The following is a 23,892-nucleotide window of genomic DNA, read 5'->3' on the forward strand; positions in this document are numbered from 1 at the left end:
GAATGATTATGCTTAAATGGAATAAATTAATAATCGCGTTAACCACTATATTTTTCATGAATACTGTAATTGCAAAGACGAGAGTTGAAAAAAAAATCTTACTACAGACCGAGCGCTCATGGGATGGAAATATTTATCATGCCTATCCTAATGGCACACCAGAAATTACAGTTTTAAAAGTTGAAATTCCGCCTGTACATGTTCTTCCATGGCATTACCATAAATGCATAAGTACGGTCTATATGACGCATGGAAGCGTAACCCTCACAATGAAGAACGCAGAGAAAAAAATCACCTTCTCTGAAGGAGATACTTTTAGCGACACAGTGAACTCGGTTCATCAGGGGATTTCTGGTAGCCAGGGAGCGGGCATGTTAGTCTTCTTTGCCTGTTCAAAAAACACACCACTTACGACTGAAACCACAAACAATAAAAATCCTAATTAATAGGAGATAGAATACGATCATGGCTGTCTTATGGATGCTACTCGCTTGTATTTATTTTTCACTAATGAACGCAACAATAAAATCATTATCAATAGAGATGAGTTTTTTTGAGATAATCTTCTTTCGCTGTTTTATTAATATGCTTACCGTATCTGTAATGATGTTTTACAAAGGCATCACTTTTAGACCTAATGAGCCATTATTACATTTGAAACGTGCTTCATTAGGTAATAGCGCGATGTATTGTGGATTTTATTCTCTTATGCATCTACCTGTAGCTATGGCTACAACGCTGAGTTATACCAACCCCATTTTTCAAGGAATAATCATGGTGTCTACCAAAAAAGGAAGATCATCCAGTCGCATACTGGCATCGATTTTACTAGGCTTTTTGGGTGTGGTCATTTTGTTAAATCCTAATTATCCCGTTAGCAGCCATATTTTCATTGTAGCTGGAATTTTATCGGGTCTGCTTACTGCGCTCGCTTATTATAACATAGGTAAATTGACTCTGAGCGGTGAACCAATCCTCAGAGTCGTGTTCTGGTTTTCATTGCCAGGTGCAGTTATTGGCCTCGGTGTGTGTCTGATGTCTGAGATCAGCCTGCCAACGTTAAAACAATTTATTGCTCTTATCGCTGTTGGTGGATTTGGTACCCTTGGTCAATTGGCTATGACGCGCGCATACAGTTTAGGTGAAGCAACCACTGTAAGTGTTATTTCCTATAGCACTATTATTTTCACAGCGTTTATTGGCTATTATTTATTTGGAGAGAAAATATCCATAATCGCTGCAGGTGGTATGTTATGTATAGTTGCATCCGGCATCCTGGCATCAATAAAAAAACGTTCGCCTTCGAAAATAAATTTAACATCAATGGAAGAAAAAAATGCATAAAACATTCAAGAAAATTATTTTTCTAACTTTTTTAAGTGGCGTAACCTCCACAATTAGCATGGATTTAATAAACAAAATCACATCAACAATCCATCTTATACCAGCACTAAATATCTATTTCATTGGCAACATGCTGTCACAATGGATGGAAGGTGATTTTATTTTTTCTCACCCCAGTGAAATCGCAACAAACAAAAACGGATTACTAATAGGTTACTTTTTCCATTACTTTGCAGGCATTGCATTAGCCTTTCCTTATTGCTGGCTATTTTTTAAGACAAATTTTATTTCTAACCTGTCAGTTTTCAAAACGGCTGTTTATGGGTTGATATGCTCATTGATAACCTTAGTTTTTATCTATCCTTCTGTAGGGTTGGGTTTGTGGGGAATGAAAAGTGGCAATTATGAATTGTTAATAGCGGCTCTCATCAATCATTTTGTTTATGGCTTGGCATTATTAGCAAGTTGTATCTTCATTACCCGCATCCTGCTTAACAAAACACATTCTGTATAAATCATCAAGCTGCATAAATGAAGACTTGTGATGCATTATTGTCTCTATTACAAGCAATAAGCAGACACTATTATCCATCTGTTTACTGCTCTGTGACATTAGCGCTTGCTAAGCAGAGCTGAATTATCTACAGCTCAGGAAATAAACATGTCAGAAGTGTTAACCATCAATAGCCGTTCGACAGACAAAAAAAAGTCTGTTTCCACAAAGAGCATTTTATTCTTTCTTGCACTGGCTTTGATCGCCGCCTTATTAAACAGCAGTGCGCCAACGCCGCTTTACCCTCTCTATCAACAGCAGTTGGGCTTAACCGCCGTCAGCCTGACAGTTATCTACGGCGCCTATGCGGCGGGCGTTTTGATTGCGTTATTTAGCGTGGGAAATCTTGCCGGGAAGGTCGCCGATCTGCGCAGCCTGATGATGCCCGCACTGCTGGCTGTCTTTGCCGGTGCCCTGCTGTTTTCTCTCGCCGATTCGTTTGCCTGTCTGTTTATGGCACGCCTGCTCGCGGGTGTGGGAACGGGGGCATTAACCGGCGCAGCGAATATCGCCCTGGTGCGGTTTGGTCCCAAAGATGGCGGTAAAGTGGCGGCCCTGCTCGCTACGCTCTCTTTCACCACAGGTCTGGCGCTGGGGCCGGTTTTTAGCGGCGTGGCGATTCAGACAGGTTTCCACAGTCAGACGTTACCGTTTCTGCTGATCATGCTGACGGCCGCAATCGCCCTTATCGGGTTACGTTTCAGTTGGCCAGATGGGCGTCACGACCAACCCTCGGTCGCCACCTCTTCACCTGCCACCTCAGTGGAGGCGACACTGAAAGCCGGACTGAAAGCGACAGGCGTGCGGTTTTTCCTCTGTGCCGGCGCGCTGTTTATGAGCTGGGCGTTTGCCGCCAGTATCTTGTCGATTGGTCCGACCGTGTCCGAGCATCTGCTTGGCATTCATAGCCAGGGCGTTTATGGCTATGTGATTGCGGTTTATTTAGTGGTGGCTGGTATCAGTCAGATTCTGAGCCGCCGGATTCGCGCCCGCACGTCTCTTGCTGCTGGCTGCCTTACGCAGGCCATATCCATCGTGCTTTTTACCTGGGCGATTGGCCACCACTCTCTGGTCTGGGCATGTACAGGATTGATCGTCGCCGGCTATTCCTATGGCGCGATCTTTGTAGGAAGTGCAACTCTGGTGAATATGCTCTCCCCTACCGCCAGTCACGCAAAACTGATTTCATTGTTTTACGTGATTGCCTATATCGCTAACTGGGTGCCCGTGCTGTTAGGCGCGGTGGTGGATCATGCCAGCCTGGACCTGGCCGTTAATTTGCTGTTCGGCGTTGGTGCGGTTATCTGTTTGCTACTGAGTATCGCGGTGTTTGGGATAAAGATGGAAAAAGCACGACTAAATAACGTGACGTGATGAGGTTTACTGACTGGTTCTGACCGCGCTTAGGAAACACTTATCCGTGCCCAGAGTGACACATTGCTTCAGATGTCACGACGGACATCTCGCGAATTTTTGCTGCGTAGCTTCACCAGAACCTGGTGAAGCTGACCAACAGAGAGATCTTTAACGACAGAATGCGGTTTTCCCCGCAGCCATTCAAAAAAGTAGCCAATGCCCAATAAATCGAGTCCTTCACTGCTGAACAGGTATTCGTTTTCTTTCAAATCAAACAGTGTACGAAAATCGTCATCTTCGATATCGAAGCTGACGGCAAAAAACGTTTCGGCTGCCTCTAAAAAATCGACGCCATCCATACCGGCAAGATGAAGGTCTCGTTCCAACAATGTATTTTCATTGACGACTTTAGACTTCCATCCCGCATAGTCACGAACAAATGCGATGACTTCCTCCAGTTCAGGACTCATTTCAGCACCGGCCTCCAAAGGTTTATATGCCCCAGATTATCATTTTTTACTTTAGCCTCGGGATTGGCTGCCCGAACGGCTGAAAGAAAACCGGCAAAGTCCTGATTAAATAGCGAGTAGTTATTCAGGATACTGACTGTTTTTTCTGTCTGCGAGGCACCTGTGTGATAACGAAGCTGCCAGACACGACGATTGCTAATCTGCGTTCCGGTCGGTCTCACCTGAATAAGTTGGCCCAGCGAGATTTTTTATTAAAGATGTCTTCCTTACGCTTTTGGTAGAGGAAATTTGCCTCGTAATAGTAATCCTCCGTGTTCATCCCAAGACGTTTAAGCAGCGGTGTATCAATAGAAATCTTCTTCAACTCACCTTTAGCAGCAAAGAAATCGTCTCGTTTGAACAGTGGCAGAAAGAAATACTTAATCAGCAAAATGATAAGCGCCAGCGTTAGACTCAATGACAGAAAAGAATGCATATTATTATTTATTATTTTTCAGGAACTTCAATTTTATAACACAACGACAATATTATCTTCTTTAAAACGCAGAACGCTGGCGATGCATAAAAGCCTCGACGTTAATCGTAAGCTTAATTTTAGCCTGTTTTCCTCAAAACCAGCCTGATCTGGGCCTGCGTCGACGTACCTTTCATTGGGACCACGATGACTCATTGCCAGCGAACCGCTGGTATTTGCCCATCTCAGAGCCTTCTGCGGCGATGTATCCGTCAGAAACAGGCTAACAAAGGTCGCGCCGAAACAGTCAGTGGCGTTGCATAAATTTCGATGGCTACCGACAGACTACTTCCGGAAAACAGACACGATGGACAGGTCACAGCTGACAATGAAGATCGTGAACTACGGAGTGAAGGCCAGGGGCATTTTCGAACTGCTTCACGACAGCAAAAACAGCGATCAACCGCGCTGAGCGCGTCTGAAACGCCAGGCTTTGTAAGTGATAACAGGCGGCTGAGAGAATGCTGCAACGGCAGCGCCACAGGCCAGACCGAGAGCACCCGGGATAACCGATTGGGCTGATCCAAAAACAAGCAGGATAAAGAACACGACCAGGCAAAATGTCACGGCGACAGCAGCAATAATAAAGCGTCGGGCCAGGTCGTTAATCGCTTCGCCCAGTGTATCACCAGAGCGTTGTGACATGTTTTTTATTCTGCCCAGCTCACGTGACGTGAAACCGGCCTGCATAAGGGTTTCTTCGCTGACTTTCAATTTTTATCCTGACGTTAAGGGCGTTACGGGTCTGTATACCAGATTATCAAGAGCACGGCGACACAGGGGGATAAAGTAATAACGGAGCCTTACTGCATCTTCGTAGCAATCAACAGACTTCACATTTGCAAAGCATTCTGCGTAATTACAGGATTATTCGAAAGGATTTCAATATCAGGCGACGAGCCTATCTCTCTTGCTGTCCATCTGACTTCAGCTATTTGGCTGCGGGCCGGATAATAGAGGTTTAATAGCCATTTCGATGATTTCATCTATTTAAAAAGGCAGATGCGTTTTTCACTGCAAATATCACGCTGGACAACATATTCCGGCATGCAGGCAATCCCAGCCCCTGAAAGCACCGATTTTCGTAACGACGTGCTGTCACAGATCTCAAGCGATTTGGGAATGTTGAAAAAGGGACGTTCCTTATTGTTCTCATAAGCCCAGTCGTTGCTGCCGGTCAGCAAGCTGGCATCAGTAAGTATTGCGGTGAGGCAACGGTCACGAACGGCTCGGCGATCATCAGATTACTCATCACCAGCGGAAGCGCCTGATCCTGTGGCTAGCTAAGGCGTTAACAATGCCGATGTGGAGATTGTTATGGAGATCCCAGGAGAGTGCGAGTGGCTGATAAAGGATTTCGGGGTCAGGGTTTGGTGACGCGGTGAAAGTCCCGGAGGCGGTTTAGGCCAGGGCAACAGGACAACGGATTGACGCTGAGGACGCGTGAAATGGTCGGGTATTTCCCCTTTCTTTTCGCCATTATCAGAATTTAGATCTGCCACTAAAAATGATGGATTACGTTGCGATTTGCGTGAAATTTCTGCGTACGCTTTCGCAGTTTGCTATTTTCTCTCTCGCTGCGTTTTCTCCTGCCTGATTAAATATTCCGGTCATTTAGCGCGATACGAATGTGGGGCAACACATCCGCATCGCTAATCACAATCACTATTTACGAGGAATAGTAATCATGACTGCCTTTGATTGTATTTCAGGCCACACTGAACCTAAAGCACCAAACTATACGCAGCGCTATGCGACCGTGGGTTATGTGACCCGCACTCCAAATTATCGCCGCGTTCCAGCGATTACGCTGAAGGGCTGCTGGCTAAAAGAAGCGGGTTTTCCGATTGGTGTGCAACTGGATGTGAAGGTCACCTGGTGCCAGATTATTATCAGCTTTAAACCCAGGGATGTGATAAACGGGACGCGGGTGGGATCGATTAAGGATCTGGCTTCGCTGTCCGTGCAGCAGAGAAAGCGGGTGATGAAGGCGATTGGGCTGACTGAGTGGTAAGGGGTTGAGGGGGCTTGCTCCTGCGGAGGTGGGAGCAGGCTGTATTTCTTACGTTAAGAGTAAATGCAGAGTTACTATGACCAACGCCGATTTAGCCAAAATGGGCATTGCACGCGTAAAACACCTTGCGAATAAAGATGGTAAGCCCTGCGCCATTGAAAAAGCGCCGGTAAGTGAGGTGGAATATGCTTTCTACTGCGATGCCGCTCCCCTTCTGGCCCGGCATGGCATTCTGACGCCCGTTGTGAAATCAGCCTGCTACGAACAACGAAAGCTCATACTCGAATATATTCCTGAACCCATCCAACAAGACGCAGTTACAGGCGATGCATTCCTTTCCGTTCTTGCACGATTACATTCTGTACCGCCTGATCCCTCATGGACATTCAGCACACATCGGTGGGACGAGGCAGCACTGGAAAGCTGCCTCGATCTGCTTCGCCTGCCTGCTGAGGCGGAACGGCAGCTTCGGGCAATGCAGAAGCACAGCAATGTGCTTTTTGAACCGTATTGCATGATCTCCGGTGATACCAATGCAGGTAACTGGGGAAAGAGAGAGAATGGCGAACTGGTGCTGTTCGACTGGGAACGCTTTGGCCTGGGTAGCCCGGCGATAGATTTAGCGCCTTTGGTCAAAGGGATGGGAAGAGAAGAAGACTATCGGGCGATAGCGCGACGCTATTGTCAGTTGCATAGCAGGTTTGATGCGGATGTGCTGGCGAAAGAGATCGCCCTTGCTAAAGCGTGGATTGTGAATGAGGTGGTGGTGATATTGAGTGAGCGGAGAAGGCCGGAACTGGTGAAGTATTTGGGATGGTACGGGGAGGTGTTGCCTGAGTGGTTGGGGAGCATAAGGTTAAAGATGAACACAGGATTACCTTAATGACCTTCCCTAGAGGTCAAAAAATGGCGTCTTTTAAAGAAACAGAGCTGTACATGTAATTACATGAAAAACGCTCAAAAGCACCATCAACAGGTATAGATGAGTCCTTTTCCTTCACTTTAACGAGAAGGCGTTGCCATACATTATGGTGCTCATCTAACCTCTCACGAGGTTTTCACGAAACAGTGAGAACCGTATGGGCACCGAATAAGCACCACCTGGTCTTAGGCATTCGCGTCAAGAAAGTGAATCAATTACCTTTTGTCTTAATAAGCTAAGGAAATTAGCTGGCGTGGTATCCCATAACTGTGCCGAAAATTCATTACCATAGCGGCTTTCAAAATCATCTTCGAGGTTATCAGATTCCTGAATAAATTGATCAATATCCCCTATCAAGCCATGTCGTGTAGCGGATGGTGTGTCTGCAATCCATGCGTCTATTTGCTTATCCACGCTCTCTCCACTACCAAACAAATCATAATCTTGCCCAAAATAGATGGCAATCAGGCTGTCCAAAACATGTACGTTAATTTTTTTCATAATTAAACCATTGGATAAGCGGTAAGGATGAAATAAGGTTTGCCATACCAATATTCAAATCTAAGCACTATACGGACCTTATAACAGGGTTTTGCTTCAGTTGAACCTCTGGATACTGAAATTCCAGTCTGTCTGGCAAAACTTCCATCCAGCACTCTTGTTCCTTTTGAGCCAGGTGGTATGTTTTTCACCCAAATTGAAATCATATTTTTGTTATCTCTTAATACTTTAGAGATAAGAACCTCAGCATCAAGCGTATTTTTAAAACTGCTTGATGAGGTTAAACGTGGTGATTTCTCAAGCCTTTCAAACAGCTCTTCTACTGTTTTGCCGACATGCCTTTCAATCGCGTGACCAGCGGCATTACTTCCCGGAGGTGACTCATGCTCAGCAAGCTTGATGCGACCGCTACGTATTGCGATTACACGCTGAGCGCCTAAGGCGAATGAAAAGGCCAGGGGGATAGCCAAATCAACCGTAAAACCCACCTTCATTGCTGTGTTTTTATCAGCACCAAAACTTTGGGCCAGGGATACTGCTGTGTTATAGGTATCAGTGTTTGTGCTTCTACCGGTCCAGATCTGACGGGTTGAGGCTTGCACAGTATCAAGTCCGTGAGTACCCACAACAACGCATCCGGCTTTAGTTAACATAGTGGGTTCAGGAACAACGCACATTGCACCTGCACCAAATAATTCAACAATCCCCCCCGCAAGGCCTAAGCCGCCGTATAGCCGATTACTCAGCGTTTCCCCTTCACTGACGCTTTTATCAGACAACAATGCTGCCATCTGTACAGGAGAGAGCACTAATCTTACGCCGTCTTGATTATCCAAAGCTCAAGCCTCTTTATGCATTTCAACAAGTCTTCGCTCATTATATTGTATAGCCAGGGTTTTAACAGAGACTTCAGAATCATTTTGATGGCATAAAAAAGTACTTGTGAGAGGAAACGTTACGCTGGGGAATTTAAAGTTAAAGAAGTCAAACTGTGAATTTATCGATTAAGATTAGTACACCGCCAAAACAAATCAGGAACAAGACGCATCCAAAACTCAATACAAAAACATAAAAAAAAGGAATCATCCACCGCATAAATTCGACATTATTCGAATCGACAAACTGATATGCCTCGCTATTTTTATCCAGAAAAAATATACTTTTATTCCTTTTAAGCCTGATAAAGAAATATGCCATCGTGGCAGCACCAAAGAAGCCAATCATACTGCTGTAAAGATACGGCGCAGGAAGTACATGCTTTTTCTGGAAAAGCTTAATAAGCTCATAATATTTCCTTCTGTTTATTGCGTACAGAAGGACAGACAAAACGAAGCCCATATTAGCAAGCAGTATAATAACAAAAATGAATGTTTTCATTTCAATATAAAAATAAAATATTTAAACAAAGCGGCCATCCCCTACCCAACCAATATTTAAGAACTAGTTATACCGTAAATATAAAATCAGTTTATTGCCTGAAAATCAAGTTACGGCAAGAATCATTGCCCCTTTTAATGCTAAACGATTGATTAACCGGATGAGTAAACGCGATCACTCTGAAGAACTCGTTCTCTACCCTTACTTTAGCACCGCTATCAGTCGCGACAAGGAACGGAACCAGTTTCGCAAGATTAGCACTAATGTTACTCTGTATTTTACCATTCAAGTAATATCGATAGCTGTTAGAGAAGATTTCCCTATCGCACTTATAACTCGAGATAAAAAATCATGTATGCGCTTCAGGCTGTCGCGAACAGATAAGCGGATTGTTTGAATGATCATTCTCACTCGAATTGAAGAAAAAACCAGCAACAATGATAAGTAGCCCCACTTTCAATGCCCGATGCAGCAATTTAATAGCCGTTTTTTATGGCATACTTAACACCTTCTCTGAACACTCAAGGTATCTGAATCAAAAAAAATAACCTAGAAGTGAAAAATTACCGAATAAGAAATACTCCATGGCACACATAGATAAAATAATAACAACAACCCCAACAAATATTATTCTAAATATATTAGCTAACCTTAAAAAAAAGAGCTTTGGTAGTTCTGGCTTATCTACTACACTCACTTTATAATCAGTGATATAAACCTCAATATTTCTATTTTTAGAAGAGGTTATACAACCCAAAAAAACAATTACCATAGTCACACCCCAAAACAGCACAACCAGTGCTCTCATTAACTTTTCCGAGTCACTCTTAAAAATAGTTAATAATGAAAAAGACAAGACTAAAATCCAAAAAAAATATATAAAATAAAATAACGCCGTAATTACTTTAACAATCGATGCTCTGTGAGATGAGTTGACCAGGTGAGTGGAGTACAACCTTCCACTAAAAAAAGGCTCAAGCATAACCACATGCATCTCCCAGTTTCTTTTCCAGTATTCCCCCCCTATTACCACCAGATTAGATAAGTATGTAAAAAAACCACCAAATAAAGATATTGTTACTATAGTCCACAATGTAGTCAAATCACCACTTTCAGAAGTGGTTTCTGAAATAAGAAGTTGATACCACGCCTGCCAATGTTATAAAACCTGCAATTAGAGTAAGGCAAAAGACAGCCCTCTTCCAAAAAAGATCGAGTTCGATCTCTCTAATCCGGTGAGCTTTATCATATGCTTCCTTTAGAACTTGAAGATACTCCTTATTTAACTTAAAATTTTCCCCTATTCTGTCGCCTAGTAGCTCAGAAAAATATTTTTGATTGGATGAAATGTAATCATTTAAAAAAATTTTTCTAACAACCTCACCGTCTACTTTGTTTTTATTGCGTAGTTCAAAAATTCTTTCCTTAAAGCCCATGAATACCTCACGACATTTAGTTCGATTAAAAACAACCTCATGAAAAATGCTCACCAAGAATCATACATAAATCAGGAGCTATACAATACTTGGCGTTGCTGCAAATTTTTATTAATGGAATCAATTTCATTTTTTAGGTTATTTCCATGATATACCATGGATGTATCATAACGTTGATATTTCTCATCACGAGATGCACTGAACCAATTAAATGAACCGACACACAAGAGGCCTTCGTCACCAATGACTACTTTACTGTGTATGCGGTCAACAAGTCTGGTTGATACACCGAGTTCTTCTAGCTTTCCAAGAGCTTCATCAAGGCGCTGCCGTTTTTCTATCCGCTGATCATAACTGGAAGCCTGGGTATTGAAACTCTTGTCTGTCACGACTGTGATATCAATTCCGCGGGAAAGAGCACGTTTCATTGATGCCAGAAATCCGGTTTCTTCCAGCTTATGCCAGATTAACCAGGGAGAGACAATCATGATGCTCTTCCCGATTGAGTCAAACGTCTGGTTGAGAAAGGCATCATGCTCTTCTGCCCCGTGTAGGGTAGAAATCTGTGTTTGAGCAGTACTTAAATCCGGGCGTTTTTTGAACTCAAACTGCAGCGCATTATTTGCGGAAGCAAACAGGTATTTCGCCAGTAATCCTCTGGGCGAAGAGCCCGGCTGGATCTCGAAGAGGTCCATATCCCCAAAGACCAGAAAACTGTCCTTAGCCCGTGAAACGGCAACGTTCAGCATGCTGCTGTCACTATCAATAAATCCACCATCTTCGTGCTTCGAATATACGGGTGAGAAAAGCACGATGGATCGTTCTGCCCCTTGCAAAGCGTGCACAGTTCCTACCGTCAGGGAATTTTCATCACCACTACAATTAATATCCTGGTTGCGTAATGATGACTTTATGGCATTAACCTGTGCAGAAAATGGCGTCACCACACCCACCACTTTATGTATCGGTTTTCCGTAATGCGCCTCGATTTCGACTTTATGAATCGCAAGCCAGGCCGCTATCGTTTCAGCCTCAAAGGCATTATAGCGACTTCCACCGTTTGCCTTTACACCTTTGCCATCAATGTGGAGATAACCCATCGCAGGAAAAATCGTTTCCTTTTCCTCGCCTCGTTTTGGCTGCAACTTACCGTGATAACAAAGAGCGTTACAGTAGCCAATAATATTGTCGAAGCAACGTCGATGCTCATACAGGTACATTCCGCGGGCAAAGTCAGGATCGTACTTATAGCGTGAGTTAAACTGAGCCACTTTCATAACACTGCCTGATGCAGCACTTTTTCCTGACTCACTCATTAAGATATAGGCTTCAGTAAGCTCCTCTTGCGTACTGCCGTGAAGGATATTCTCCTCCATCATGTTACCTATATCGATGCCTGGCAGGCTGTTCCAGATAGGGGAAATTTGTTCTGTATCACCAATTACCAAGGCTTTTTTAGCCAGTGCGAAAGACGCTGCAGCAACCTCAGGGAGGACCTGCCCCGCTTCATCGACAATCAGCAAGTCGGCAAAATTGTATAAATAGTTGTCGTCAAATTTCTTGTTGCCGCCAACAAACTCACTGGTCTTCATATGGCACGGCAACATGTAGCAAGTCATCACTACACAAGGCGTGAGTTTCATTCTACGCTGCCAGCGTGCCTTAACACTTTTTGCCCCAGAACGTTTTTTTTCTTTTTGAAGATTATCAATCCCGTCCATATCCATTAGCCAGCGGCCTTCCCAGTAATGGGTTGCCAGTAAGAACGCAGGGAAACGGATCCCTGTATCTGCCAGCTCATCCGCTTTGGACAAGGTCACTTCATCTGCATCTGAGTGCCCTAATGAATATGTCAGCTCGCGCCAGCGCTGAGATGCTTCGCTTTCGCGTCTGGAGATGTCCTGGGCTAGTTCGATCTCCTTTTGGTAACCCACCTGTTCTTTAGACGCTTGGGAAATTAAACCTTCTATAAATGCGTCAATATCTTCAGGCAGTGATCCCTTAAACTCCACCTTTTTTGCGCCAAACGTCTCTTCTAAAAAGAAGTTCATTTGATAGTGACGTTTAGTGCGAACGACAGGCAGCCAGGAGAAAAGCGCATATAACACGGACTCATTCGCACGATATTGCCGCCACTGCTTTTTACCTTGATTCAAAAGCGTGATGTCATTCGTACTGTTAAGCAGTAACGCATTTTTATCTTCAATGTACTGGTCGAGATCTTCGCTGATGGCATCCCGCTCACGGCGAACCGCATTCAGCCTGTTCCATGCCGGCTCGATTTGCTTAAGCTGAAAAGACATCTCAGTTAAACGATTATGTAAAAGCGCTATAACCAGCTCTGGAGAGCTACAGTCTTCGTTCGGAAACGCCGCCTTTGCCTTCTCCAGATAAAAAACTCTGGCGTCTTCAACATATTCGAGGGATTCGATACGATTAAAAAAATCTTCCGTCTGGTATTTTTTTACAGCGTCGGCTTTTTGAGTGGAAGACGGATAAAACGCGCCAAAACTGGTCACGTCGGGTAACCAACGCCCCGCCATTATCCCGGTACCAGAACCAAAATCTTTACCGAACGCTTCAATGATGTTGGTTACAGCCTGGTTATTGGTCGACGTAGCAATAACTACAGGCGGTTCACACTTATTAAGTGCAGCCCTGGCCCATTCGGTCGCAATAATGGAAAGCACCAGCGTAGTCTTACCGGTTCCCGGAGGACCGTTCACAGCGAGCATATCGCCCGGTTGCTGAGTCAGGTAATGACTCAAAGCATCACGCTGCGCCAAAGCCAGCGGAAATGTATCGCCAGAATGCCCAAGACGCTCGCTAAACATGGCGTCGTCAGGCAGAAGTGATTCTAATGGGGGCATTGCATTAGAGGCAAAGCGCGATAACAACGGCACTTCTTTTTTGCTCAGCAGCAGATGGTCATACATAGGCAGTATATGTATGCTTGCCCCGCCAACCCGGTTAGCTTTGATTATATATCCATATTCAGCCAGTTCATATTGCTCGTGGGATTCAATCCATTCTTTAGCAACGTTTTGAAGAAGCTCTTCTGACTCTTTACGATATTTTTCCCATAAGTTTTTGTATCGTTCATATCGCTTTTCACGCTGCTCATCCGTTTCCGCGTGGTGCTCATGCTCATCATCCACACCAAAGGTGGTTGAGTCATGTGTTGTTCTGTATTTGTCATAATTCGCCATCTCACCGACTGAAAATGTACCTTTGGGAAGTGGCTCAAGCAGGTCACGCGGAATGGTGGTCGGTGCGTTGGGAAACAAAAAACCTTCGCGGTTCAGGAGAGCAGAAGTGACCAGTGGCGTGACGAACTCTGGTGCGCCTGCAGTCCGCTCTTTGCCATGCTTCAACAGCCGGATAAATACCCGAGGCCGTAAAAGCACCTCAACGGTTTTAACGTCTTCATCTTCATCCTCAAAAAACGCACAGACTGTTTCATCCTTCAGCCTTGCTGAGTTAATGTTCGTCCATCTGGTGAATGGCTCTACATCCTTACTCGCAAAAGCACCTTTGCCCGACTCTGCATCAGCCAGAGAGTTACGCCAGTATGAAGTGAATCCTTTAGTGTTACTGTCCATCCCGCATCCCGCAACTTAAGTCAAATTATTGATTTGATAGATATAAACGCACCTTATGATTAAGCATTGTCCACGATGTGAGCACGAGTGCAATGATTTGTTTGTGGTATGGACATATAAAACTTATTTGTCCAAAACGCCCCTTAAATTTGGCTGATCTAACCAGAGCATGACGCGTACTATGATCTGGACAAAATTCGTTTTATCTTTCTGCTCTTTTCTTTATAAATTTTGATATACGGTAAGCACAGAATATCGAACGTGAGGATTATAAATTTCCTCGAAAAAAATCTGTATTTATTAATCAAGGCAGAGGATAAAAATTAATAAAATGAGTTTTTCTTTTATATTTCCCCCTTAAGATTTACAGCCTAAAATTTTTTGGCATTGCTCTTCATTTTTTTAATTTCCACTAATGTAAAATAAGAAAATCCAGTTACTCAGCTCACGATCCTAACGGGCCCCTCTGAACTACACAGAGTATAAAAATCATGGTACATACTGAATTAAAAAAATAGAAAGTCTTCAAATATGAATGGTGCGAAGGCCGGACTCGCACATGATAATTAATCCTTTGATTTGAAAACAATTAAAAATAATATTTAGTTAATGTACCAACATCGATACCAACACATTAAATCATTGATTTTGGGACTCGAATCGGGGCAAGAGTTACCTGGAAAATGCTCACCATCGAGCGTATCTCTGGCTCTATGCATCAATCACATCCAATGCCGTTATGCGAAAACAGGCATAGGCCTCTTCCCAGGAAACGTGGCTTTCACCGAACACCATTGGTGTAACAAACTGCAGATAGCGTTCCTTATAAACAGGGTTGCTCGCCAGTTCTTCCAACCCCATTTTTAGTTCTTCAACAGGCGACTCGCAGAATTCAGGATACTGAGCACCGTAACGTTGGATATCCTGCTCAATACATTCCTGCACAAAGCGCTTCAAAACAGGAACGTCAGCACCTTTTTCTCTGACAATACAAAAGTTGTCGTAGATATGACGCACCAGTGACTCATCCACTGCACGCTCCACATTACGCACGCTTGCAGCCGTTCTGCGCATCATCGAGATCAGTTTTTCAGCCTGCGTGCTACCGATAGTTGCGCAGGGAAAAGCCCTCACTACTTCGCCCTTCTTTGTTAGATCCATTACCAGTGAGCTAATAGCACGATTTTCCGCAGCCTCAAGCAAATCCGTTTCCATCAGTTCCAGTTTGATAAATGGCCTTAAACAGGGAATTTGTGCATATTCCTGCGGGTAGCGTACCGAAATTTCATTATAGCGATATTCATCACGAGTAACCTTTGGATACGCTTCATCCATGCGGAACGTATCTGAGGCTGCAATCGTTTCGATAATGGTCTGAATAATACCCTTACGAATGCTTTTACGCTGACCTCTGGAATATTGCTGGGAAATACCGGCGACAGGAACAAGCTTAATGTCCACGTCCTCCGACATCCTGTTCAAAGATATCCCCGCTTTTGACAATGCCGTTCCACCGGCAAAAACCAGTTGATGCGTGTCAAACGCCAGAGGCTGGAGCAATCGCAATAACTCAACGATGTAATAATCTTTCTCTACAATTGCAACTGATTCAATGCCCAGGGCATCGGCAACATCAGGGAATAACTTTATTAAATCAGCCATTTAATTTGCTGTTCCCTACTGACAATGTTCTCTTAAAACGTGGTGAGGTTTTGATTTCCACTAACGCAGGGATCTGGGTGGATTTACCGCTATTATAGGCGCTTGTTGCGCCTGCCAGACGGTAATCCACTTTCAGACGTTCCAACGCCTCAATCATTACCGCAGCAGAGCCTCCGGGAGCAGCAGGCATCAGCTTACCGGTAATCGCATTTTGCCGCGCTTTGGTGTAGACGCCATAGCCTACTTTCAGTAGCTGCCCTTCCTTCATCAGCTCACGCAGTGCTCTGCCTATTTGATCGTAGCCAGCAAGATCTTTGAAATCGTCACGAGTGAAAACATAACGCTTTGAGCGCTTCAGCCGTGACTGAATTCGAGCTTTTATGGTCATGTCATCCTCCTTTGTTCGTTTCTTCATCATAGCAAACATACGACACTTTTAACAGCAAACATACGACAACTCACTTACCTCGCAGCCAGCATTCCCGGATAGTGTTTAGCTATGATATCGTTCATACGTTTAATCAACTCCAGACGCTTGAAGGTCAAGTGCGCCGTACCTTTTTGATAGTAACGAATGCTGAATAACTCATCTTCATAAAAATTCTTAGCCGGATTATCACGAATATGCTCCATCAATCGGGTAGAGATATCACCCCGGTTGTCAGGGATGGGTTTGCCATCCAGTAGAAACAGCATTCTCTCCAGATCCGCCAGTTGATCCCGTCGCCAACCCCAGTTAAGGCTAAAGCCCCAGCGGTTATGCGTCACCAGATTGTTAATGATGATCTTCTTACCGAAGCAGCAGGGACTATTGGTTTTGTAATCCCATGACAGACCTTTGAACACGTTGATGATCCCGCGCTCAAAGACATCCATTTTGTTCAAATGTAACTGCTCAAAAGTACTGAGGATATTCGCCTCACTGATCGCAGGAAGATCGCCCTCCTCCAGATTCTTATGCCACTGGTCGCGAGCCTGAGCATCCATCAAGGCCATCATGCCAGACTTCAGCATCAAATCGCGCCAGATACTGCGATCTATATTGCGGGTGACGGCAGGCATTGCTTTATCAGCCTTTTCAGTCAGCCAGCTATCGTAGCGGTGCCCGGACTTCATCGCCCAGTCTTGCGCTGTACCACCGCCAATTTCTGAGGTCAGCCGTGAAATGGCATCAAGCTGCTGAATGAGTTGTTCGATCCGTTTTAGTGCGGTATCGCGGCCCGTGACAACACGCTCGATACTGGTCGAAAGAATGAGTTCATTGTGTTCCGTCAACACGTCGGGTTCTGTTTGCATCGTTAATCGTCCATAAAAGCAAACACGCCTGCCGGGAATGGCAGGCGCATTATGCGATGAATAAAAAAGGTGGGAAGTTCAGAAGCCAAAATCAGGAATGAGGCTCGAAGAATTTAAGTATTTATTAATCCGGTAGCTCGCCTGGCTCGGAGAATATCAGTCGCGGTCAGGAACGGAGTCTGTTCCTGCCAGCTAAACCCTTGGCGGTAGATGCGTACCAGTTCATAACGTTCTACCAGAAAATTAACAGCATCGGCGAGCGTGATTCCTGCATCGATATGCTCCTCGATGGCCGCGTCGTCATGGAATGGTGTATCGTTAAGCGTCAGGCCGTAATGGTGATCCAGCAGATACGTTAAAAGTTGCTGCCAGACCTGCACGGGCGACGGACGTGACGAAACCGGCACCTTGGCCGGTACAGTTGAAATGTGCATGGGTAGAATCCTGAGAAAAGAAGAAGAGAGAAGGTGTTACGGTGTGGGATAAATAGAGATGTAAACGTAACCGCAGCTACCACGGGGATCAGCTATACAGGTTAAACTCGCAAGTTGAATTTTCACCTGACGTTGCTGATGAGGATTTAGTTCGCCAGCACGCAGCATATCTTCCAGTTGTTCTACAAACAGCGGGAAAGCCAGATCTAATTTCTGCAGGTGCATGGGGCTAAAACTCCCCGTCAATCCAGCCCTGTCAGCCAGGTAATACAGCCGGTTGCCTTCCTGAACTAATCTCGCGCCAAATCGTGGGGTGATATCGCTTTGTAGACCCCATTCATGAGGTGGTGTGATTGACATGAAAACCTCCGTTTAAAGCAAACCCTGCTCAGCAAAAGAAACGACTTCGTTCCCAACAACCAAATGATCCAGCACTCGCACTTCTACCAGTGCTAACGCTTTCACTATCCGCTGAGTGATGTGTTTGTCCTGCTGACTGACTTCTGTCGTACCTGACGGATGGTTATGCGCCAGAATTACCGCAGCGGCATTGTGTTTCAGAGCCAATTTAACCACTTCGCGGGGATGCACTTCGGTATGGCTAAGTGTGCCGGTAAACAGTGTTTCGCATCCCAGCAGGCTGTGCTGATTGTCGAGATACATCACGATAAAAACTTCACGCTCCTGATGAGCCATCTGTAATTGCAGCCAGGTCTTAGTGAAGCTGGTGGAGGTAAATGACTCACTCGGTTGACGCTGATATTTCTCCAGCAGGCGTAATGCCCGACGAATGACGCGTTGCTCGTTTGCAGGAAATACAGGGGACAAATTGAATACAGGCATAATTGCTCCTTAAAACAAAAAACCTCGCCGGTTTATTGGCAAGGCCTGAAGGAAGGGATAATAAAAAGGCTCATGAGGCAAGCTGCAGCATATTCTCGGCCATAACCCAAAGGGCGCGGTTAAGCTTCACATCGCCGTCGATGCCTTTTACAGCACGAGTATGGGCACGTTTGCCTTTGGTGGTTCGTCCAGACAGACCGCCTTTAATCAGGTTTTCCTGAATGCGCTGATAAGTGGTCCACAGGTCGTTACTTTCATCCTGCCAGCGGCGCGGGGATAGGATTTGCGAATCCGTCACCGGCTGATGCTCTTCACCAAAGCGATAGGTTAATGCCGCTTTCGCCATCGCCTGCTGTGCTGGCGGAGTTAACATTAGCGACTGCATGGCATCGCGTTTCTCTTCTACACGGTCAAATATTCCCAGCACTTCGTAAGCCCCTTCAATGACTTTCTCCACCACGTTGCCTTTATGAGGTACACGAACCTCACCAAAACTCTCACCGCAAATTAGTCCATTCTGGCAGACTGAACGAAATAATCCCGGCAACATCTGATAACTGCTCGAACCATCGTGGCTGTTGAGCAGAATAATTTCCGGAACTTGCTTGCCAGTGATTTGGCCCTCACGACGAAGACGCAGCATGTGTTTGGTGTGTTCGCGCTTGCTCTGGTCGCGCACTCGGGTCTGGCAGGCAAAGAAAGGCTGGAAACCTTCACGTTGCAGATTATCGAGCAGGGTTATTGTCGGGATATAAGTGTATCGGTCGCTGCGGGACTCATGCTTTTCTTCACCAAAGACGCTGGGCACGTAATGTGCCAGTTCGTCGTGAGTTAATGGGCGGTCGCGGCGTACAACATTAACCGCACCAAAGCGGCTGGCTAATCGGATCATGATTAATTCCTTTTTGGGAGATGAAAAACGAAAAGGCCATGCTTCCCGAAGGAGGCATGGCCTGATGTTGTTGTGAGTCTGAGGTCTGGCAGATTTAAGTCTAAGCCAGTTATGATGCCTTATTCATAGCAACCGATACTGACAGTGGCTGATAATACTGTGGATCGAAAACGGACAGTGGCAGCCTAGCCTGATGGCCGTTGCGCTCTTCGGTCGCCTTCATGATTTCAACAGCGCTGACGTTTTCGACACATTCATGTTCAAGAAAAGCTTCCTGAGAACGAGTAGCATCACTGTCGCCAAAGGGGGCAACGTCCATTGTTCCCGTCGCCAGCGTGTTGCCCGCCTTGTCTTTCAGCCCCAGCGAAACAGACAGCTGGCCAAACCCCACACCGCTTCCACCATTATCCAGACGGAACTGATACACACAGATATTACCGGGAGTCCACACGGTATCGGTGTTGCGGATACTGATATAGCGTTGTTCATCTGCGTAAGCGGATGACGGATGGCACAGCATTAAAACGACAATGGCAGGTAAGGTTTTAGCAAATCGGCTGACGAGTGGCATGATTTTGCTGTAAGTAGGTTTTGCCCATACCCTTACTATCGGGAAAGAAGGTATATCTATATCTTTCTGACAATCCTTTTCCATCGTTCTTTTCCTTTAGTGGCATTTGGGACGTGGCTTTTGGGAAGTGTTCAGCAGTTGCCTGTGCGACGACACAATTCCGCTAAGCTTTGCTGTGCGACCCATTGCTGTAGTTTCCGATCCTCGTCCGAGCGCTTAGCCGCCAATGTGGCTTGCTGTTGTTTATTAACACAATTATCTGGCATCACCATAATGACTTTTGGGGCTATCTGTTGTCTGACTTTTGCAATCTTAGCCTTAAGAACAGCATCCGTATCTTGGGGTGCAGACCAATCGGGGTATATAAGAGCATCGATAGCCTTATCACGTACCGAAGCTTGGTTATCAATAACGGCAAAGTAGCAGCCTTCTCCTTTATCATCTCCCTGATAAACCGTTTCAATATCGTTGTAGGTTTCACCGACAGGATTCAGTTTTAGTTGACGAATAGTGTGGGTTTTCTTATCGGCCAGGAAAATTGCACCACCACCACGGGTACGTAGCAAAAACTGCTTCGTCCACGGGTAGTTATCAATAACATTGGCCTGGTAGAGCATATTGTGCAGCGTATTGTCATCCATGCCATCAGCTGATTTCCAGCCGTCAGCCTGCATGTACTCCCAGGCTTTGACAGAACTGACGATATTGCCAGCGTCAGCCGGAAAAACTGCACTTAGACAAATGCTGGTAGCCAGCAATGTAGTGGTAAGTAATTTCATCGTGGTTATTCCTTCTGAGGTATAAGCCCGCCGTCAGTTGCGACAAGCAATGAATGGAAAAAGCGAAAGTGGGGTAAAGCCTGAAGAAGATCCGGGTGAGAGAGGATATCGCGCATCGCTATATCAGGAGCGAAGCTGCCGTTGTGGAGCGTGACTGCACGAATATCCGTCAAGGGAAATACTGCTATCCGGGTCTGATGCTCGCCTGTCAGATACCACTCGCCGTCACGCAGAACCAGCCGATAGGGAGCGAGGCCTGCACAACGGTAACCGTTACCGAGCAGCGTCACCTTTCGATGTTCTGATACCGCGCTCACCAACCGAGTGAATACGCCTGATTCTGGGGATGAAACCTGGGCTGTTCCCGGCCAGATAAGGCAAGGAGACTCTCCTGATCCGCTCAACAGTGAACTGACCAGATGGTTATCCATATCAGGAAACAGAGCTTCAACGCCTGACTGACGGGCAAATTTCATCACCGCTAACTCTCTCTGGCGGCTACCAGATAGCAAGCGGCATCGGCCTTTGCGATACTCCAGATCCAGGTACATCAGACGTTCCCGAAAGTCCCGGCGTAGAGTTCGAACCGACACACTAAATTCAGTTGCCAGCGCTCGTAAATCTAGCGTTTCACCCGCCACCAGGCGGCTGATAATTAATGACAGTCGGACGGCAAGCCGGTCATGGCGACGTTCAGCCTGAGTCATGAAATTGATACTCCAGCAGGATAATTAGCTGAAAATAAACGATTATTGTAACGAGGCGGGGGGACAGGGAATGGACACAAGAAGACGTATTTTTTACAGTTGCCAAAATCAACCGTGACGGGGCGTAAAGGGAAAACTGTCGAAATTCAGCAGATTATAAAACATCAGAACGGACAGGGTATGTCCCGAAGATAATGGCAGGTAAGCCAAGTCAGAAGAAAATCCAGTCCCAAACGGCGCGAGCAGCGGATACTACGGCATCACGGACAGTGCGAATAACTGCTTTCAGTGGCGCGGGAATAAATGATGCCGCTTCCGCAGAATCAAATACCTCCCCGACCGCATTACCAAAGCCCTCACGAGCCTGCTTTTTTACCGGCTCACTGCATAACCTCCCATGCAGTTGTGTCGCCAATGGGCTGGTGGCTCGGTCTGGCAGGCAGCACATCATCGTTTCTATCATTGATGGGAGATTCCATTCTGTTCTCGCTGAGACAGCGCACACCGGATGGTGTGGTGAGAATAACTGGCGAATAGACGCCAGTCTGGCCTCGATATTCACCAACTGATGCGGGGATGGTGCATTGCTGGTGACAAACCATTCATGGCATGGCTCGATTTTGTCAGCCTGGTTAACGACAAACAGAAACAGTTGCTGGTAGCCAGTCATCACTCGCCGGTAGAAGCGTTCATCCACAGAGAAGGCTCGATCATCGGCTTTGATAACCCACAGGATGAGATCCAACTCAGGGAGAATATTGCGATATAGAGATTCATATTCTTTATCCCGTTGCTCGCTCTCGCCTACTCCGGGTAGGTCTATTAGTATCAGGCTATGGTCACCACTGCTCAGACGCAATCGCAGTACGTCACGGGTGCAGGCGTGGACATCACTGATGGGCGTAACCTCACCCTGGAAAAGCACATTACAGAGAGATGATTTTCCCGCGCCTGTTTTGCCCATGATCCCGATGACTGGTTCGTAGTGAGTGAGTTTTTGAACATGGTCAAGAATATGTCTGCCAATGGCATGGGGGAGTGACGCTAGTGGCTTTTCAATGGCCATTAGCACTTCTGATTTTTTCATTAAACTACCTCAGACAGAAAAAACAAAACCCCCGAGCCAGGAAGGCGTCAGAGGTGATTCACTGCGATAATATCTGTCTGAAATTATTTGGAATGATGTGCAAACAAGTGTCCTACATCACATCTGATTTTACACTATACAGGTTTCAACATGCTCAAGCGTGATAACTCATTGTCGATAAGAAATTTGAGTGTCTCATCTAGCGTCATGCTTTTACTTTCAGCAATCTGGCCCAGCCTTTTTTGGTATAATTTGTTCAATTTCAAAGAGGGATGCGTATCTTTTATCTTTTTCCTACGGGATTTTTGTTCCCAAGCTTTACTCAGTTCTTCGAGCAATATTTCTTTGTGGCTTAAAGTACTTGTACCACCCAATCCATAAGAAATGAATTTCCCATCCTTTCTTCTTTTATTTTCTTTCAGATAACCTAGTTGCTCGTCACTCCACCCTTTCCAGTTATCAAAGATAGCAATAATAAAATGGTAGCGTTGCTCACAGGAAATAGGTTTGGTATCAATAGAAATATATTTCTTCCTCATTTGCTCCCAAACCCATAAACATTGCTCTTCATTATTCTTATCCAGCCATGAAAATGCTCTAGGGAACTGATTGCTGGCATTAGCCCAAGCCCTCATGACTTCCGTGATAGCCTGGTCTGCTTCCCTCGTCGATTGGTGCATATTCAAAATGACATCGATTATTTTTTCCATTACATCTGGGATAACATCCGTATTCGTTACCCTAGAGAAGTCTAATCCATTAGCTTGTTCACATTTTGGTGGGGGAAAATTCAGATCCAAGTCCTGCAGATTTATGTCTAAATCCTGGAAGTTTATCTCGCCTTTATTATTTATTTTTCCCGTATTTTGAGGGGACATGACCACATCGGGTGCATGGACATGAAACTGTGGCATATCGAGCTTTGTTCGGATGTTCATACTGGCGAGTGCTACGGTTTTGTTCGCCAGTAAACGAAAGAGAAAGAAATGCATAGCCCTTGGGTTTTTCCTCAACCACTTTAGGCGACTTGCCTGTCGCAGTCTCTTTTTTCGCATTTCCCGTTCATCGAATTCATACCCCTCCACGATACCTCTCCTACCCTAGAATGGTTGTTTTCCATCATTTCACTCAAGAGTAAAAGAAGACAATTCAGATGTAAACCATACTTTTTCTGAAGGGAAGAATGATATAAAAACCGTGCAATAACGTAGTAAAAGTGTAGTGCTAAATTTAGGTTGAGATAAAAATATCAATAAGTTAGGAATAATACCTAGCCTTTTCCGCATCAAGAATACAGTATTCTACTTACAACCCACGAAGAAACCTACCCCATGGTGTTCTGCACAAAAATCGTAGCCAAATTCATCAGGCACGTCCTTCTACCATTAACTCGATTGACTGCTCAGAAACTGCCAAGGAAAGAAGTGGATGCTTTATTCACTCCCGCAGTAAACGACCTTTGACATGCAATAAAAAAATTTCCCTTAGTGCAGTGCTCAATGGCAGCCAAGAAATTGGTATGGAGTAGCATT

General features: G+C 45.3%; 26 protein-coding genes and 1 pseudogene. 6 read left to right on the forward strand and 21 right to left on the reverse strand.

Translation table 11 applies throughout. From position 1 onward, the window contains the following. The first annotated feature begins 8 nt into the window (after positions 1-8). The 4 genes from C7433_RS07690 (at position 9) to C7433_RS07705 (ending at position 3,271) form a co-directional block, all read left to right on the forward strand. Positions 9-446 (forward strand): cupin domain-containing protein, encoded by a 438-nt coding sequence (locus C7433_RS07690; RefSeq protein WP_110267899.1) that lies wholly within the window; start codon positions 9-11, stop codon positions 444-446. Between the two features lie 19 nt (positions 447-465). After that, positions 466-1,344, forward strand: coding sequence for a DMT family transporter (locus C7433_RS07695; protein ID WP_110267900.1), 879 nt, complete (start codon positions 466-468; stop codon positions 1,342-1,344). After that, positions 1,337-1,858, forward strand: a complete 522-nt coding sequence (locus tag C7433_RS07700) for a DUF2938 family protein (RefSeq protein ID WP_050504889.1) — start codon at positions 1,337-1,339, stop codon at positions 1,856-1,858. Before C7433_RS07695 ends, C7433_RS07700 begins: the two co-directional genes overlap by 8 nt. 147 nt (positions 1,859-2,005) lie before the next feature. Then, positions 2,006-3,271, forward strand: a complete 1,266-nt coding sequence (locus tag C7433_RS07705; RefSeq protein WP_110267901.1) for an MFS transporter — start codon at positions 2,006-2,008, stop codon at positions 3,269-3,271. Positions 3,272-3,339: 68 nt separating this feature from the next. On the opposite strand, the gene C7433_RS07710 is transcribed toward C7433_RS07705, so the two are convergent. The 4 genes and pseudogenes from C7433_RS07710 to C7433_RS07725 form a co-directional block, all read right to left on the reverse strand. Next, positions 3,340-3,723, reverse strand: coding sequence for a hypothetical protein (locus tag C7433_RS07710; RefSeq protein ID WP_033740132.1), 384 nt, complete (start codon positions 3,721-3,723; stop codon positions 3,340-3,342). Positions 3,724-3,940: 217 nt separating this feature from the next. Continuing rightward, the gene (locus C7433_RS23840) at positions 3,941-4,198 is read right to left on the reverse strand and encodes a hypothetical protein (RefSeq protein WP_233255763.1); all 258 of its coding nucleotides are present in this window, start codon (positions 4,196-4,198) and stop codon (positions 3,941-3,943) included. 119 nt (positions 4,199-4,317) lie between these two features. Beyond that, positions 4,318-4,492: pseudogene (locus C7433_RS07720) on the reverse strand (sugar kinase); the annotation flags it as partial. A gap of 144 nt (positions 4,493-4,636) precedes the next feature. Further along, positions 4,637-4,951, reverse strand: a complete 315-nt coding sequence (locus C7433_RS07725; protein ID WP_054634567.1) for a hypothetical protein — start codon at positions 4,949-4,951, stop codon at positions 4,637-4,639. Between the two features lie 973 nt (positions 4,952-5,924). On the opposite strand from C7433_RS07725, the gene C7433_RS07735 reads away from it, so the two are divergent. Then, on the forward strand, positions 5,925-6,251 hold the full coding sequence (locus C7433_RS07735) for a SymE family type I addiction module toxin (protein ID WP_033740127.1): 327 nt from the start codon (positions 5,925-5,927) through the stop codon (positions 6,249-6,251). A gap of 76 nt (positions 6,252-6,327) precedes the next feature. Beyond that, positions 6,328-7,134, forward strand: a complete 807-nt coding sequence (locus C7433_RS07740; protein ID WP_199227849.1) for a phosphotransferase family protein — start codon at positions 6,328-6,330, stop codon at positions 7,132-7,134. A gap of 237 nt (positions 7,135-7,371) precedes the next feature. On the opposite strand, the gene C7433_RS07745 is transcribed toward C7433_RS07740, so the two are convergent. The 17 genes from C7433_RS07745 to C7433_RS07830 all read right to left on the reverse strand — a co-directional run bounded on the left by C7433_RS07745 (position 7,372) and on the right by C7433_RS07830 (position 23,445). Further along, complete coding sequence (locus C7433_RS07745; RefSeq protein ID WP_110267905.1) at positions 7,372-7,674, reverse strand: contact-dependent growth inhibition system immunity protein; 303 nt, start codon at positions 7,672-7,674, stop codon at positions 7,372-7,374. 2 nt (positions 7,675-7,676) lie between these two features. Further along, entirely contained in the window at positions 7,677-8,510 is an 834-nt protein-coding gene (locus C7433_RS07750; protein WP_110267906.1) for an RNase A-like domain-containing protein, read from the reverse strand. A gap of 1,076 nt (positions 8,511-9,586) precedes the next feature. Beyond that, positions 9,587-9,859: a hypothetical protein gene (locus C7433_RS23535; RefSeq protein WP_146212554.1), complete on the reverse strand. Its 273-nt coding sequence runs from the start codon at positions 9,857-9,859 to the stop codon at positions 9,587-9,589. A gap of 304 nt (positions 9,860-10,163) precedes the next feature. Next, positions 10,164-10,487 (reverse strand): hypothetical protein, encoded by a 324-nt coding sequence (locus tag C7433_RS07765; protein ID WP_110267908.1) that lies wholly within the window; start codon positions 10,485-10,487, stop codon positions 10,164-10,166. A 71-nt stretch (positions 10,488-10,558) separates the two neighbouring features. Continuing rightward, positions 10,559-14,089, reverse strand: a complete 3,531-nt coding sequence (locus tag C7433_RS07770) for an AAA domain-containing protein (RefSeq protein WP_110267909.1) — start codon at positions 14,087-14,089, stop codon at positions 10,559-10,561. A gap of 711 nt (positions 14,090-14,800) precedes the next feature. Continuing rightward, entirely contained in the window at positions 14,801-15,751 is a 951-nt protein-coding gene (locus C7433_RS07775) for a nucleotidyl transferase AbiEii/AbiGii toxin family protein (RefSeq protein ID WP_110267910.1), read from the reverse strand. Next, positions 15,744-16,139, reverse strand: a complete 396-nt coding sequence (locus C7433_RS07780; protein ID WP_088208768.1) for a DUF6088 family protein — start codon at positions 16,137-16,139, stop codon at positions 15,744-15,746. Before C7433_RS07780 ends, C7433_RS07775 begins: the two co-directional genes overlap by 8 nt. A 74-nt stretch (positions 16,140-16,213) precedes the next feature. Beyond that, entirely contained in the window at positions 16,214-17,047 is an 834-nt protein-coding gene (locus tag C7433_RS07785) for a DUF4942 domain-containing protein (protein WP_110267911.1), read from the reverse strand. A 113-nt stretch (positions 17,048-17,160) separates the two neighbouring features. Then, positions 17,161-17,481 carry a TA system toxin CbtA family protein gene (locus tag C7433_RS07790; protein ID WP_110267912.1) on the reverse strand — a complete coding sequence of 107 codons (321 nt, stop codon included), beginning with the start codon at positions 17,479-17,481 and terminating at the stop codon, positions 17,161-17,163. A 36-nt stretch (positions 17,482-17,517) separates the two neighbouring features. Beyond that, positions 17,518-17,841 carry a type IV toxin-antitoxin system YeeU family antitoxin gene (locus C7433_RS07795; RefSeq protein ID WP_088208765.1) on the reverse strand — a complete coding sequence of 108 codons (324 nt, stop codon included), beginning with the start codon at positions 17,839-17,841 and terminating at the stop codon, positions 17,518-17,520. A gap of 12 nt (positions 17,842-17,853) precedes the next feature. Next, positions 17,854-18,324, reverse strand: a complete 471-nt coding sequence (gene radC, locus C7433_RS07800) for a DNA repair protein RadC (protein WP_088208764.1) — start codon at positions 18,322-18,324, stop codon at positions 17,854-17,856. A 70-nt stretch (positions 18,325-18,394) separates the two neighbouring features. Next, on the reverse strand, positions 18,395-19,216 hold the full coding sequence (locus tag C7433_RS07805) for a DUF932 domain-containing protein (protein WP_088208763.1): 822 nt from the start codon (positions 19,214-19,216) through the stop codon (positions 18,395-18,397). 109 nt (positions 19,217-19,325) lie between these two features. Then, positions 19,326-19,787, reverse strand: a complete 462-nt coding sequence (locus tag C7433_RS07810; RefSeq protein WP_043018272.1) for an IrmA family protein — start codon at positions 19,785-19,787, stop codon at positions 19,326-19,328. A 131-nt stretch (positions 19,788-19,918) separates the two neighbouring features. After that, positions 19,919-20,566: a hypothetical protein gene (locus tag C7433_RS07815; protein WP_110267913.1), complete on the reverse strand. Its 648-nt coding sequence runs from the start codon at positions 20,564-20,566 to the stop codon at positions 19,919-19,921. Positions 20,567-20,571: 5 nt separating this feature from the next. Continuing rightward, positions 20,572-21,273 (reverse strand): WYL domain-containing protein, encoded by a 702-nt coding sequence (locus tag C7433_RS07820; protein ID WP_110267914.1) that lies wholly within the window; start codon positions 21,271-21,273, stop codon positions 20,572-20,574. Positions 21,274-21,484: 211 nt separating this feature from the next. Next, positions 21,485-22,360, reverse strand: coding sequence for a GTPase family protein (locus C7433_RS07825; protein WP_110267915.1), 876 nt, complete (start codon positions 22,358-22,360; stop codon positions 21,485-21,487). A gap of 134 nt (positions 22,361-22,494) precedes the next feature. Beyond that, positions 22,495-23,445, reverse strand: coding sequence for a hypothetical protein (locus C7433_RS07830; RefSeq protein WP_110267916.1), 951 nt, complete (start codon positions 23,443-23,445; stop codon positions 22,495-22,497). Positions 23,446-23,892 lie beyond the last annotated feature (447 nt).

It is taken from the genome of Pantoea sp. PNA 03-3 (assembly GCF_003201175.1).
Taxonomy (GTDB): Bacteria; Pseudomonadota; Gammaproteobacteria; order Enterobacterales; family Enterobacteriaceae; genus Pantoea; species Pantoea stewartii.